At 59.8% G+C, this 13509-nt stretch carries 14 protein-coding genes and 1 pseudogene; 4 read left to right on the top strand and 11 right to left on the bottom strand.

Going from position 1 to position 13509, the window contains the following annotated elements:
* Positions 1–213: 213 nt before the first annotated feature.
* The 4 genes from M0D64_RS37175 to M0D64_RS37160 all read right to left on the bottom strand — a co-directional run bounded on the left by M0D64_RS37175 (position 214) and on the right by M0D64_RS37160 (position 2954).
* Positions 214–1572, bottom strand: coding sequence for a HipA domain-containing protein (locus M0D64_RS37175; RefSeq protein WP_266261373.1), 1359 nt, complete (start codon positions 1570–1572; stop codon positions 214–216).
* Positions 1572–1871, bottom strand: a complete 300-nt coding sequence (locus M0D64_RS37170; protein WP_266261372.1) for a helix-turn-helix domain-containing protein — start codon at positions 1869–1871, stop codon at positions 1572–1574. Before M0D64_RS37170 ends, M0D64_RS37175 begins: the two co-directional genes overlap by 1 nt.
* A 481-nt stretch (positions 1872–2352) precedes the next feature.
* Entirely contained in the window at positions 2353–2589 is a 237-nt protein-coding gene (locus M0D64_RS37165; RefSeq protein WP_171928686.1) for a hypothetical protein, read from the bottom strand.
* A gap of 53 nt (positions 2590–2642) precedes the next feature.
* Positions 2643–2954, bottom strand: a complete 312-nt coding sequence (locus tag M0D64_RS37160; protein ID WP_266261371.1) for a hypothetical protein — start codon at positions 2952–2954, stop codon at positions 2643–2645.
* Between the two features lie 456 nt (positions 2955–3410).
* On the opposite strand from M0D64_RS37160, the gene M0D64_RS37155 reads away from it, so the two are divergent.
* Positions 3411–4772, top strand: coding sequence for an alkaline phosphatase family protein (locus M0D64_RS37155; RefSeq protein WP_266261370.1), 1362 nt, complete (start codon positions 3411–3413; stop codon positions 4770–4772).
* A 202-nt stretch (positions 4773–4974) separates the two neighbouring features.
* Positions 4975–5253, top strand: a complete 279-nt coding sequence (locus M0D64_RS37150) for a hypothetical protein (RefSeq protein ID WP_266261369.1) — start codon at positions 4975–4977, stop codon at positions 5251–5253.
* Between the two features lie 115 nt (positions 5254–5368).
* On the opposite strand, the gene M0D64_RS37145 is transcribed toward M0D64_RS37150, so the two are convergent.
* The 4 genes and pseudogenes from M0D64_RS37145 to M0D64_RS37130 form a co-directional block, all read right to left on the bottom strand.
* Positions 5369–6643 (bottom strand): epoxide hydrolase family protein, encoded by a 1275-nt coding sequence (locus M0D64_RS37145; RefSeq protein ID WP_266261409.1) that lies wholly within the window; start codon positions 6641–6643, stop codon positions 5369–5371.
* A gap of 133 nt (positions 6644–6776) precedes the next feature.
* On the bottom strand, positions 6777–7565 hold the full coding sequence (locus M0D64_RS37140) for an alpha/beta fold hydrolase (RefSeq protein ID WP_154565745.1): 789 nt from the start codon (positions 7563–7565) through the stop codon (positions 6777–6779).
* Between the two features lie 145 nt (positions 7566–7710).
* Positions 7711–7908 (bottom strand): annotated as a pseudogene (locus tag M0D64_RS37135) (alpha/beta hydrolase); the annotation flags it as partial.
* A 10-nt stretch (positions 7909–7918) separates the two neighbouring features.
* The gene (locus tag M0D64_RS37130) at positions 7919–8311 is read right to left on the bottom strand and encodes an MAPEG family protein (RefSeq protein ID WP_266261368.1); all 393 of its coding nucleotides are present in this window, start codon (positions 8309–8311) and stop codon (positions 7919–7921) included.
* Between the two features lie 251 nt (positions 8312–8562).
* Here M0D64_RS37130 and M0D64_RS37125 point away from each other — a divergent pair, with 251 nt between their 5' ends.
* The gene (locus M0D64_RS37125) at positions 8563–9504 is read left to right on the top strand and encodes a GlxA family transcriptional regulator (RefSeq protein ID WP_266261367.1); all 942 of its coding nucleotides are present in this window, start codon (positions 8563–8565) and stop codon (positions 9502–9504) included.
* Between the two features lie 105 nt (positions 9505–9609).
* Here the strand turns inward: M0D64_RS37125 and M0D64_RS37120 are convergent, their stop codons facing one another.
* Positions 9610–10206 (bottom strand): DJ-1/PfpI family protein, encoded by a 597-nt coding sequence (locus M0D64_RS37120; protein WP_266261366.1) that lies wholly within the window; start codon positions 10204–10206, stop codon positions 9610–9612.
* A gap of 90 nt (positions 10207–10296) precedes the next feature.
* On the opposite strand from M0D64_RS37120, the gene M0D64_RS37115 reads away from it, so the two are divergent.
* Positions 10297–11628 (top strand): PLP-dependent aminotransferase family protein, encoded by a 1332-nt coding sequence (locus M0D64_RS37115; protein WP_266261365.1) that lies wholly within the window; start codon positions 10297–10299, stop codon positions 11626–11628.
* A 120-nt stretch (positions 11629–11748) separates the two neighbouring features.
* Here M0D64_RS37115 and M0D64_RS37110 read toward each other — a convergent pair whose 3' ends face one another.
* A complete protein-coding gene (locus M0D64_RS37110; protein WP_266261364.1) occupies positions 11749–12768 on the bottom strand; it encodes a zinc-dependent alcohol dehydrogenase family protein in 1020 nt (339 codons plus the stop codon).
* Between the two features lie 127 nt (positions 12769–12895).
* Entirely contained in the window at positions 12896–13327 is a 432-nt protein-coding gene (locus tag M0D64_RS37105) for a tautomerase family protein (protein ID WP_154565740.1), read from the bottom strand.
* Positions 13328–13509: the final 182 nt, after the last annotated feature.

Here is a 13509-nt window from a genome sequence, read left to right as displayed (position 1 = left end):
TTCCATGCTGCCTGATGGTCGCTGTTGGTGCTGTTATGGAGGTCCCCGGGTAGCGGCTTGAAGTCGACGGATGGTTTTGTCCAGTGATGCAGCCTCGATGCAAGCTGACGCCCGGTTTCGAGGATTTTTTCGTCCGCTTTCTTATCAATAGTGCTGATAGCTAGTTGGGTTTTTTATTGTGCCGTCGCAATAGCGCGGAAGTTCTGGGCAGTATTAAAGCAGGTCCGGATTGACCTTGGGCACTTCAGGTGCGAGCTGCAAAAGCCTGTTTGCCTGCGCGCAAATGAAGTCGGAAATCTTTTGCACCCTTGCTCGCTCGTCGTCACCGACATACACCTCGGACTGCGCAAGCCCGGGCGCAAACTTCAAGGCAGCCGAAGACATGCGCTCCAGTTCCCGCGCGAGAAGCGCCGGCCGGGTGCGAGTGCTCTGTGCGAACAGAGCAAGCTCGAACGGGGTGATTTCCTCGAGAAGGAACGCGTCCCCATAAGCCATAGCCATTTCCTGGTCCACGTTCGCGTTGTCCGCGTAGGCGCTCACCGAGACCAGGTCATAAAGCGGCGCGGGTGTGAGGCGCGTGCGGTGGACGAAATACGAGATGTTTTTCCCGTGTGCGTCGCTATTGCCAATGAGCAACTGGAAAATCGCCCACCGGAGCATGAATGACCGGGCGTGTGCTGGAAGTTCGAAGTGTTGTTGCGAGAACAGCTTCTCAAAGCTCGCGCCTTCCCGGATGTTTCGCACATCCAGCGTACGGCCATAATTGCGCTCGTACTTCAACTGCGACGGCAGGTCCAATGCCTGGCAGCCATCGATGACATGCACTCGGCCGACCGCCTTGATTTGCCCTGGATTATCCGTGTCGACTTGCGCTACCCGGTCGAATCTCTCAATAAGCAATATTGGCTCAGGAATGCGGCGGATGGCGACCGGTGCGGCCGGTAACCCCATCTGTGCGGCAAGCGTCATGCAGTAATGCTCGTTGGCGACCATAAACGGCGTAGCCGTGTTCCGCGATTCCGGCTTCAGGATATGCGTGGAGCTGAGAGAGCCATCAACCAGCGAGATGCGATTGCCCTCCACCATCACCTGCAGCTTGTCCTGGTAGCCCGCAACAGACAGGCGCACTTTCTTGTCCCAGACCGGAAACGGAATCTGCTCGCGCTCCTTGATTCGCTGGCTCAACTCTTCAACAGGAATGTCTCGCCGGATGGGCTCATCAGCGGGCACCTCCCCGACTGCCTCGTTTTCGGCGGCAGTGAAACTGAACGCGCCGACCGGCTCCTTCCCGAGCATACGAATCAGGCCAAAGATATTGTCCTTGGACATCTGCGCAAAGCCCGCGGCCACTTCGAGCGCGCGACCTTCCGGCAGCAGGTTTCCGAGAAACCGCTGCACCGCGCCGGCCGCCGGCGCCTCCCCCGTATGAAGGATGTGCGGCGAGAGCGAAAAAGCGCTCCGCCGGTCTTGCCAGGCCTGCTCGTAGCGGAAGCTGTACTGGTTCTGCACGGCATCGAAGCCGAGATGGCCAACGGTGTCACCGTTTGTCGAAATGCGGAGGAAATGTTCCATCAGACGCTCTCCCCAGCCGAAGGCCTGAGCGCCCTCACTGCGTCCTCTGCTTCGCTGGGCGTGAGGATAAGCATCTTCAGGCCCAGTCCCTCGAGCACCTTGAGCAGCTTCTCCAGGCCAACGGATTCGCCGCGCTCCACCTTTGAAAGAAGGTTGTGGCTTACGCCGACCTGGTCCGCGGCGTCATCGATGCGCAACTCGTTTCTTGCTCGCTGATTGCGCACGAGACGCCCGAGCGAAGGAAGGTCGTGCACGACCGGGTCGAGAGCATCGATTGCGCGAGGTAGTGTTCGGGCCATAGTTCACAGATTTTCACAATAATCGCAGTGTGGCGAGCTACCAATCTATAGTTCACCGATTTCTACAATTATAGCCCAATCGCTATCAACGAAGCAATAGTTCACCGATTTCTACAGTTATGACAAAAAAATGCTCGAAACGCGGATAGTTCACCGAAAACGACGATTATCAACACCAAGCCAATCTCAGGCGGATAGTTCACGTTTTTTCACAATTAACGTCCTTCCATAGCGAACGCGGCGGCGTGCCACAGGTTCGGGGCGGGGCGAATCCGGATGGAGATGAGTGACATGACCTCAACGGTCATGCGGGTCAGCAGAGGAAGCTCCTGGAAATGCCGGCCCAGCGCCGCGCCGCGGAACACGCGCGGCGTGCCGTTGCCCGTTATCACCCGGTTAATTGAACCGCGAATCGTGTGACTCTCGGTGCCGTAGAAAATCTCGATGGCTTCGCCGTCGGCGACACCAAGCCGACGAGGTTTTATTGCACCTGTGCTGCCTGACGTTGCGCGGCTTGCTGTTGCGCATGCTGCTTCGCAAGGTGCCTGCCGACCATGCAGCCGCCGACAGCACCAACCACAGCGTGGTGCCCCGCGTAATGCCCGGCGACCCCACCTACCACCGCGCCCTTGAGGCAGCCTGCGGCGTTTGCCGAGCCTGCCGTTGCAAAGGCCAGCGTCGTTGCAATCAAGGCGATTCTTATCGGGCTAGCTTTCATTCGAAGTTACTCAGAGATTGGATTTTTCAGATGCGGTGGCTTGCGGCGTCGTTTCAATACCCGCGCCAATCACGATGCTCGCGCCACTCGTGCTCACGCCATTCCTGGCGGCGCCATTCACGTTCACGCCACTCGCGACGTTCGCGCCATTCACGGGCTCGCCAGTCGTCACCACCGCCGTACGCGACGGCGACAGGTGCGGGAGCATACACAACGGGCGGTGGCGGTGCGTACACTGGTTCTGCAGGCGCATAGACGGCTCCGGGGATGCCCAATCCAATGGCGACGTCGACGTGTGCCGATGCTGCCGTCGATGCTGCCAGTACTGCCAGACCGAGCGCTGCGCCGAGAATTTTCCTGTTCATCTTCGCTACTCCTCGCACATTGAGTGCAATGTCAGTGACTACGGCTCGGAGTGTAAGGAGCGATGTCGGACACATGTGAAACGGCGGTGCGAGATTCGTAACATGGGATTACTCCTGAAGGCGTACCGCGTAGGCGATACGCCTTCAGAACCTGCGTTGTGCCGTGTGGCAAGTGAACGGGGTAACGCTACCACGCAACTGAACTTGAACAGTCATGTGACGTGAACTAGCCTTAACGTCTAGCCGGAAGCAAGCCTTTGGTATCGAGCCTCGTCAGAGGTGCGAGCCCCCTGTAGCGAACGTTTGACCTATCCGGTTCCCGGCTAGCGCTGTAGGACCTGGGTAGGAAACAGGTTCGTGTCAAGAGACCTCCCGTGCCGCGCCCCCGGTGATTTCTTCGGGCTGGGACATTCGCAGGCGACTTCGTCGCCCTGATGCCGTTATATCGGAGGGAGCATGTCCGTTGACAACATTAAGACCATCATCATAGTCATGATGGAGAATAGGTCTTTCGACCACGTTCTTGGCTACCTGAGCCTCAACGGGAAGGATGTCAACGGCCTCTCGGCCGACCCCACCTGGCAACAGAACTTCACGAACCTCTACGGCGACAAAACGTATGCCCTACATGCGCTGTCGCCATCGACCCAACTTATCCCCGACCCGCCGCATGACCGCACGCCGATTTCGATGCAAATAAACACGCCGTGCGCGAATGGGGGCTGTCCCGAACTGGGTGGATTCGTCGCGAGCTATGCGACACGAAACCCTGCGCCAGCCGACCTATCGATGGTGATGGGCTACTACACGGCCGGTGCGTTGCCTACTTATGATTTTTTCGCAAAAAATTTCACGATCTGCGATAGCTGGTTTGCGCCACTTCCGACGGGAACCCAGGCAAATCGCCTGATGGCAATGGCGGGAGAGAGTGCGATTAGCGACAATGTTTCTGGTTTTCTTCCCGAGCAGTCCCTGGTTTACGACTGGCTGACCACACACGGCGCAAGTTGGTGTGTCTACCAGTCGGGAGGCTTCTTCCCGTTCTTCAGCTTGATGCCCAAGTGGTTGCCTGAGATAGTAACTTCGCTTGCCTTGCCGCTGGATGGCAACGGAGGGAGGTTCAGGCGGTATTCGCGCTTCAAGGCAGACTGGACGAACAGTAGCAATTTGCCTCAAGTCATTTTCATCGAGCCGGAATACACGGACGGGCCGCACGGGGTCCCGAATGACGACCATTCGCCTACTGGCGTCGCCCCAGGGCAAGCGTTCCTTGCCGATATTTATCAAACGATTTCTGCGTCCGAGCGATGGGATGAGACGCTGATGATTGTCACGTATGACGAGCACGGGGGATTTTTCGACCACGTAAGCCCACTCAACATTTCGACTGAGGTCGCCGGTTATCAGTTTGAAACTACTGGGCTGCGTGTACCCGCATTCCTGGTCTCGCCCTATGTCGCGCCCGGGGGCGTCTTCTCCGGTAACCTGGACCATACGTCGATACTCCAGCTTCTCGCAGATAAATTCAACGCTGGCAGCACGTACTCTGCTCCCGTCAGCGCACGCAAACAACTTTCGAAACTCAGCTCCGCTCTTTCTGAAACCAGAACGCCGGGCTCTGCACCGAAGCTAAATGTCCCCATAGCAAGCAACTCACCTGTACCGGCTCCCCTCTCGCCACCGACCTGCTTCTCGGCATGCGCGCAAGCCTTTCGTAGCGTCGCGCTTAAGGTTCAACAGGACCATCCGGAGTTGCTGTCTTCGCCGAACTGGGGCGACCTTGCGAGCTTTGTTGCGACATACAAGGGCGCGTCGTGAATTGGGGCGAAGTCTCCGGCTGCAAAGAAGGCCGTTTCTGCTCTCAAGAAGGTCTCTGCGAAGAAGGCAACAAGCGAGAAACTTACTGACGCATCTCGACGAACCAAGGCGCCTGCTCTCTCAGGCACTTTGCATTTCAGTGCCAGGTCGCGGAACGCCTCACTTGCGCTAGACTGGCTTGGGCAACCGGAAGGAGACTTGGATGATACGCAAGACGCTCAATGCCTCGCAGCTTCAGCAGGAGGTCAACCGGCGAATCCATCGACTGCAGGAAATCGTCGAGGACGGCGTGAAGATTCGTGTGCCGCGGCCGCAGTTGCAAGAGGTTGACAAGACGGGCTGCAACTGGAACATGACCCACTTCGGCAACGCGGTCGGCTTCGAGCGCGACATCGAGGGCGTGCTCAAGGCCGTGCGTGCGGAATACAACCTCAATACCGAAGTGAAAGACACAGACACCGGCAACCCGTTTGGGGACTAACCGCGAACGACATCGATTCGTTGTTCGTTTGTGACGGCGTGGGCACGAATGATGCACTTATCTCAAATGGTCGGCCTCGCGGCGCCCCGTCGCAGATATTCCTCGCTTTGAAACGTCAGCGCAGCGTCCGGAAACTCACGCGAACTTCTTCCGTGAACGCCTGCGGCTGTTCCCACGCCGCAAAGTGCCCGCCTTTCGGAAGCCGGTTATAGTGAATCAGCTTCTGATAAGCGTGCTCCGTCCAGCTCTGCGGCGCTGCGTAGATTTCATCCGGAAACACGCTGACGGCAACGGGAATCGCAACGTGCTTCGGCGCGAAGAAGTTTAACTTGTTCTCCCAATACAGCCGTGCCGACGAAACGGCCGTATTCGTCACCCAGTAGAGCGTGACGTTGTCGAGCACGTCATCTCGCGTCAGGCCCTCGCTCTGACCTTCAAAAACGCGGGCAATCATCGCCTGACTCGCGGCGTCGTGATCGAGCATCCATGCAGCGAGGCCGATAGGCGAATCTTCGATCCCATACAGCGTCTGCGGACGGTTCGCCATCTCTTGCGCATAGCCGAGACCGTGCCTGTAGAAGTAGTCGAGCTGATCGAACGCGTGCTTCTCATCCGGCGAGAGGCTGGCCGGCGGCGAATTTCCGTACTTCAGTGTATTGGCAATGTCGTCCGGTACGGTGGCCGGCATGTTGGTATGAATGCCCAGCAGTTCCGGCGGCGCGATGAGCGCCATCTGTTCCGTGACCGCATTGCCCCAGTCGCCTCCTTGCGCCACGTAGCGCGTGTATCCAAGGCGCTTCATCAACGCGATCCACGCGCGCGCGATACGTGCAGGATCCCAGCCCGTCGCAGTCGGCTTGCCTGAGAAGCCGTAGCCCGGCAACGAAGGGATCACTACGTCGAAAGCGTCCGAGGCATTTCCACCATGGGCAGTTGGATTGGTCAGCGGATCGATGATCTTCAACTGCTCGATGATCGAGCCAGGCCATCCGTGCGTGACGATGACCGGTAACGCATTCTGATGTTTCGAACGAACGTGGATAAAATGAATGTCTAGCCCATCGATCTCGGTGACGAATTGCGGCAGCGAATTCAATCTCGCTTCGACCTTACGCCAGTTGTAATCTGTCGACCAATACTGCGCGAGCTTTTGCATCGTCGCAAGCTGCACGCCTTGCGATGCATCCGTGACCGTTTCGCCTTCCGGCCAACGTGTCGACTTGATGCGTCTGCGCAAATCGACGAGTTGTGATTCCGGCACATGCACACGAAGTGGACGGATCGTGGTTTTGTCGCCGCCCCCCGCTGGGGCAACTTCAGTAATGGATTGACTCGGTTCCGCAAAGGCGTACCGGCTCAGTGAGGCCGCAGCAAGGGACGCCGTTGCCATACCAATGAAACGACGACGCGACGGCGCATGGGGATCGATAATATCTAACACGCAAACTCCTACATCAAATTAGTAATCTTAACGATAAATTAAAAGACACAATTTATTGACTATCTCGTCCGCTTCACGTTCCTTATTTCGTCACAACCCCCTTGCTTGCCGCCGCGATGATCGCATCGGCAACAGCCTTCGGATGACTCAGCATTGCGACGTGACTCGAATCGACATGAATCGTCGTTGCGCCGATCTCCCTTGCCATTGCTTCCTCTGCGCGCGGATCGATCATGCGATCCTGGTCGGCGACCACGAACCAGGACGGCTTCGTGTGCCACGCAGCGATACTCACCTTGTCGTCCAGACAGCCCGCGAACCACGGTCCTTGCGTCGTCGCGAGGACACGTGCTTGCGCCGTCGGCAGATCCTGGGCGAAATCATTGATCACCGCGTTGGTGGACAACGTCAGGAAGTTTGCGGAGTCTTTCCTCAGTTCGCCTGCCCAGACCGGGGCCGGCTGGTTTTTCATCATGTCGTTGACCGATGCGCCGCTGTCCGGAACGAGAGCGGCTACATACACGAGCGCCTTGACTTTGTCGTCGTCGCCAGCCTGCGTGATCACGAAGCCGCCCCACGAATGCCCGACGAGCACAACGGGGCCAGTTTGCTGTTCTATTGCGCGCCTCGTTGCCGCCGTGTCATCCGCGAGCGAGCTGAGCGGGTTCTGAACTGAAACCACATGGAGACCACGCGCCTCGAGCAACGGGATCACCCTATCCCAGCTTGATCCGTCAGCGAAAGCCCCGTGCACAAGGACGACGTTCGTTCCTTTCAGGTCCTGCGGCGGGGCAGCATGGGCCGCGTGCAGCGCGAACACGCTGCCAAGCAGAAGCGCGGACGTGAGATATCTCTTCAACAGAAGATACATGATGGAATCCTTATCAAATGTGTGGAGTGAGCTGTTAGCATCGCAGGCAGCTCGCGCTGAACCGGGTCGGTCAAATGACCGGCACCACCGCTGTCGGTCGAGAAGCCGGCTGGATTTCCGTCCTTAAGGCGCGGCACGTGAACGCTTAGTAGCTTGCGACTTCGATCACTGCGTCCGCAAAGGCCTTGGAGGCTTCCTGCGGCAGGTTGTGACCGATTCCACCTGTGATGCTGCGGTGCGCGTACTTGCCGACGAACTTCTTCGCATACGCCTCAGGCTCCGGATGCGAAGCGCCGTTCGCGTCGCCTTCAAGGGTGATCGTCGGCACGGCGATGACCGGCGAGGCCAGAGGACTAGTGGCCGTTGAGCAATGCAACACATAGGGCCACCCCGAAAGCGTACGTTCCCAGGGACCCGATCGCTCGGGCTGGATTGGGCTTCGACATGGACGGCCAGGCAACTAGCGCGACCACCAGGAGCAAGCGGCAGGCAGTTGCGCCTACCATGCACCAGAGTTCCCAGTGATGCGGATGCTGAGAGCCGAGGTACAAAAAGAGCACCGCGAAGAATGGAGCGTACTCGGCGGTGTTGCCGTGAGCGCGAACCAGTTTGCTTAGCAACTGATCAGGCTCAGGTGCGTAGCCACTCAGCACGCCAACGCGAAAGCGCAGGATAGAAATGGAGAGTCCGAGAGCGAACAGGAGGAGGCCAAGGGCAGCGGTACAGGCCAGTGCGATGCTATTCATTCGATACTCCTTGCCTGGCGCCCGATAACCACGGCGGTGCCCTTTGACTGCTTCTGGATCATGTGAAATCTCCCTGGAAGATGAACGCTCTTTCGACATGCCTATGGTAAGGCCCTGGACGATGGCTTGAAAGACGTAAATCCGATGTTTTAGGACAACCAATGCTTCCGGACATGTCCCGGAATTGCATCAGTGCTGGCGCAGGACTATGATTGGCTCAAATTGCCGATATCTGCATTTTGGGACATCCTATGAAGACCGTTGCCTTGTTGCTCTTCCCGGGGTTCGAGATCCTCGACCTCGCCGTCATTGCCGTGTTCGAGTTGACGAACAAGGAACTCGGGTACGAGTCGTATCGGCAAGTCCGGCTGTCCGAAGCCGGGGGGCCGGTTCCAAGCTACTCGGGCGCAACGGTAGACTCGCGCAAGTTCCGGAACGCCGCGTTCGATACGCTGCTGGTCCTCGGCGCCATCCCCGCCCCGACTTCCACACCGAGGATGAGGTCATTCCTGAAGCGCGCCGAACAGGCTTGCAGGCGAGTGGGCAGCATCTGCACCGGCGCGTTCATTCTCGCGGAAGCAGGGGTCCTCGACGGCCGCCGTGCAACGACCCACTGGTCCGCGGCTCAGGAGCTTCAGCGGCGACACCCGGACGTGAAGGTTCTGCCGGACCGAATCTTCACGAACGACGGCGGCGTGTGGACATCGGCTGGCATGACCGCATGTATCGACCTGGCTTTGGCCATGGTCGAAGAAGACCATGGCGAGGAGGTGGCGAAGGTCGTGGCGAAGAAACTGGTGGTCTACCACCGGCGTACCAGCGGCCAGTCCCAGTTCTCGGCGCTGCTGGAGCTTCAGCCCAGATCGGACCGCATACAGAAGGTGCTTTCATTCGCCAGAGCTAACCTTCACCTGGATCTTTCCGTGGAGGTCATCGCTGACGCCGCGCATGTGAGCCCAAGACAACTGAGCCGAATCTTCAAGATTGAGACCGGACAGTCTCCTGCGCAGGCAGTGGAGAAACTGCGCGTCGATGTCGCTCGCAGCCTCGTCGACGCTGGGGAGCTCTCACTGACAGTGATCGCCAGGGAGACCGGTTTCGGCGACACCGAAAGGATGCGCAGAGCATTCGTCAGGACGTTGGGCCAACCTCCCCAGACCATCCGCCGGGTTGCAAGGCAGCAAGCTGCCTAGCCAGGCGGGCCCCTCGAACTGTGGGTTTTTCCCGTTGGGGGCGCGGTGTCGTCCAGGTACTCGATTCCAGGTACGCGATACGCAGTTTTCAGATGCCGTATTTCCTTAGAGGAATGGCGAGATGTTCGCTATTGCACGCGTCACGTAGGTCTCCTTCTCTCCCACTGGGGCGACATAGTGAATCGCGTTGCGTGCAGCCTCGACACCCTCCAGACGCGCGATGAACCAGGCCGCCAGATACTGCGACGACAGGCACCCGCCTGCCGTCGCGACGTTCTGCTTCGCCACGAACGGCTGGTTGAGCACCGCCACGCCGGCTTCTTCGACCCACGGTTTGGTGGTCACGTCCGTACACGCCGGAACGCCGTCCAGCAGGCCCAGCTTCGCAAGTATCAGCGTGCCCGAGCACTGCGCACCGAGCAACTGGCGCGTCGGGTCGAGCCTTAGCTGCGACATCAACGCGGCATCGGCGACGACGTCCCGGGTCTTTATCCCGCTGCCGACCAGCACCGCGTCGGCCTCGCAAGCGTCCTGCAGCGACGCTTGCGCCTCCAGCGCCACGCCGTTCATCGACCGCACCCTCGCTGACGGGCTGGCGATCGAAACCCGCCAGCCGGGCTTTTTGACCCGGTTGAGGATGTTTAGCGCGATCAGCGAGTCGAGTTCGTTAAAGCCCTCAAAGGTCAGGATGGCGATGTGCATGACGTCCTCGTGCGGGTAGAGAGGTTGTGATGAGCCATCGTAGAGCCGATAATTAATACAATCAAATAATTGTCATGGATACATTCCGATATGGCTCAGCCGCGCTACAAGCAACTGGTCGACCGTCTCGCGGCCGATATCCGTGCAGGCCGTCTGCGTCCCGGGACGCGTCTGCCAACGCACCGCGACCTCGCTGTTCGCGAAGGCCTGGCGCTGGTCACGGCCACGCGTGTTTATGCGGAGTTGCAGGAGATGGGTTTGGTGAGCGGCGAAACCGGCCGTGGCACATTCGTCAAGGAGGCGCTCCCTCGAGGTCAGGGCATCGACCTGAGTGCGTGGAGCGCGGACACAGTAGACCTGAGCTTCAACTATCCGTCGTCGCCCGGCCAGACTGACCTTCTCAGGGTGGCGCTGCGCCAACTCGCTGTTGCAGGTGACCTGGAGTCTCTGCTTCGATACCAGCCCCACGGCGGGCGCGAGCACGAGCGCGCGACGGCGGCGCGTCACCTGGCCAGCCGGGGGCTGCCAGCAACGGTCGAAACGACATTGCTCGTGAGTGGCGCACAGCACGGGTTGACGACGGCCGCCATGGCGTTACTCGAGCCCGGCGACGTCGTGGCGGTGGACGCGCTGACTTACCCGGGATTCAAACTCGCTGCCGAGGCCAATCGGCTGGAGCTCGTGCCGATCCCGGCCGCTGGGCGCGGCCCCGATCTGGGCGCATTGGCGGCTCTGTGCAAGCAACGACGAGTACGCGCCGTCTACGTCATGCCGACGCTGCACAACCCGCTTGGCTGGGTGATGAGCGCGACGCGATGTCGGGACCTTGTCGCCATCGCCCGGCACCACGGACTGATACTCATCGAAGACGGGGCCTACGCATTCCTGGCTGAAGGTGCGCCGCCTCCGTTGGCATCGCTTGCGCCGGAGACGACGGTCTATGTATCGAGCTTGTCGAAGAGTGTCGCGACAGGGCTGCGCGTCGGTTTCGTCTGCGCACCGAGCGCATGGATTCCCAAGCTCGAACGGGCGATCCGGGCGACAACCTGGAACACCCCGGCGATCATGACGGCCATTGGCTGCGGCTGGATGGAAGACGGCACGGTGGCTCGGCTTGAAGAGGAGAAGCGACGGGATGCCGCGATGCGTCAGGGCCTTGTCGCCGACATTCTGGGCCCGTTGAAGAGGGTCGGCCATCCCTGTTCGTACTTCGTGTGGCTCCCTCTGGCGCAGGAAGTTCGCGCGGACGAGGTTGCGATGGCGCTGATGCGCGAGCGGGTTTCCGTGTCGACAGCCCTGCCGTTCTCGACGTCGGCTCATGTGCCTCACGCCATCCGATTGGCAATCGGGTCCGTCGACCTCGCTACGCTCACGCGGTCCCTGGAAACGGTGGCCCGAGTTATCGCCGAACGGACCTACTGACCGTCAGTCGCGCCTGATTGATGCCGTCTTACTTCAACCTTCGATCAAGCTTCATCCGCTCCCGCCAATCACGACCGCCGAGCGGCGCAAAGTCGCCTGCGACGATGACACGGGCGAAGCTCAGCCCTCCGCGAACGCCAACAGCGGTTTGGCGTCGTGTGCGGCGCTCTCCGCGGCCGTGAAGGCTTCGAGTGCGCGATCGACGTGGTAGCGGCGCGCTGCCGGCGGCTTCAAGGTGCCCTCGGCCATGCGATCGAGCAGGCTGCGCAGCGTCTGGCTGCCCTCATTCACCCCCTTGCGCGCGAGCCACGAGAAGATGAGCCAGCCGCGTACCTCGGCACTCGAGTAGACAAGCGCCGGGGCGAAAATCGGCATCTCGAAGGCCGCCGGGTCGGTCTGGCGGTGCGACGACAAGGCTCCGTAGACGAGCAGGCATCCATTCGGGGCCAACTGACGCGCAAGCATGGCGCCGGTGCGACCGGCGACGCAATCGATCGCGCTCACGATGCCATTGCTGCCGGTGGCCTCCTTCAGTTGCTCGGGCCAGCGTTCGTCCGCGGTACATAGCACGACGTCACCGCCAAGATCCTGAATCTCGGCGACCTGCTCTTCACGGCGTACGAGGTTGATGGTGCGGAACCCCTCCGCTTTCGCGATCTGCAGCACGAGGCGACCGACCGTCGAGCCGGCCGCGCTCTGGACAAGCCAGTCGCCGCGTCCAAGCTGGAGCTCCGACATCGTCATCGCCCATGCGGTCATCGGGTTGATCAGGGCCTGCGCGGCGTCCTCGTCGGAGATCGCCGCCGGTACAGGAATCGCGCGGGCGCCCGGACTGATGACTTGCTCTCTCCAGGTTCCGGGCACGTCCAGCAAAACGACGCGCTCTCCGATTCGCGAGCGCGGCACGTCGCTGCCGACGGCGTCGATGATTCCGACGCCCTCGGACCCGGGCGAAGCGGGCAGTTCGGGCTGACGCTGAGGGGCGAAACGTCCACGGATGACGTGCAAGTCGGACGGGTGCACGGGCGCCAGCAGCATCCTCACGCGGACTTCAGCTGGCCCGGGCGTGGGCTCGGGCAAATCACGCCAATGGACTACCTCTGACGGCTCGCCGTTGTGTTCGATGATCAGGGCCTTCACGTGGTTTCTCCTTCGAGTGACGGTGTTAATCGTGCCCCTGCGGGCGCGACGCGATGCACGTCCGCCGACGACGCGGGCGCCGCGGTCCTTGCAGTAGGCGACGCTGCTTCAGACGAAACTGACCGATTCAACCTTCGCTCGGATCATATGGCGACGCCCGGTTTTCAAGCTTCCATTTCTTCTCAGCTTCCGTATCAGGCCGAGGTGGTCGAATGCCGTCGATCAACCACAGTTCTTGCGGCGTTTCGCCGACATGCAACTCGTAGTGATAGCCTCGATCCTGGACAAATGGCGCAATCGCGGCGTTCGCCTTGCGGAGCCAGGACTTCGTCCATTCGGGGTCCTTGGCGATGTGTCTGGCGAAATGGTCTAATCTGATTCTGACAAAGTCGTCTCGCGACTCCCCTCCCATGAAGAAGGAGTCTTTCGGCTGTTCATGAAACAGAACGCCTACATAGAAGCGAGGAATGATATAAACGTCGACGATTCGCTTGGCCATCTCCTGCTTGTCATCTGCCGTATAGGCGCCGACCGGATGATAGATATTCCACAAAGGCATTTTTGTCTCCATGCATCAATAAATGCCGCGTTTCTTATGTCAGAACATCTAAGTCTCTTGCGAGAAAGGATGAACTTGACATGAGTGAGGCGGCGGTATCGGTAGCCCAAGGACAGGCTACCGGGTAAAACCATTGATCTTCGCAACGCAGCGTTCTTAGGGAAGGCGATCCCGCTCTCCAC

The organism is Paraburkholderia sp. WS6 (assembly GCF_030464835.1).
In the GTDB taxonomy this organism is placed as follows: Bacteria; Pseudomonadota; Gammaproteobacteria; order Burkholderiales; family Burkholderiaceae; genus Paraburkholderia; species Paraburkholderia madseniana.
This window is presented reverse-complemented; position numbering and strand designations above follow the sequence as displayed.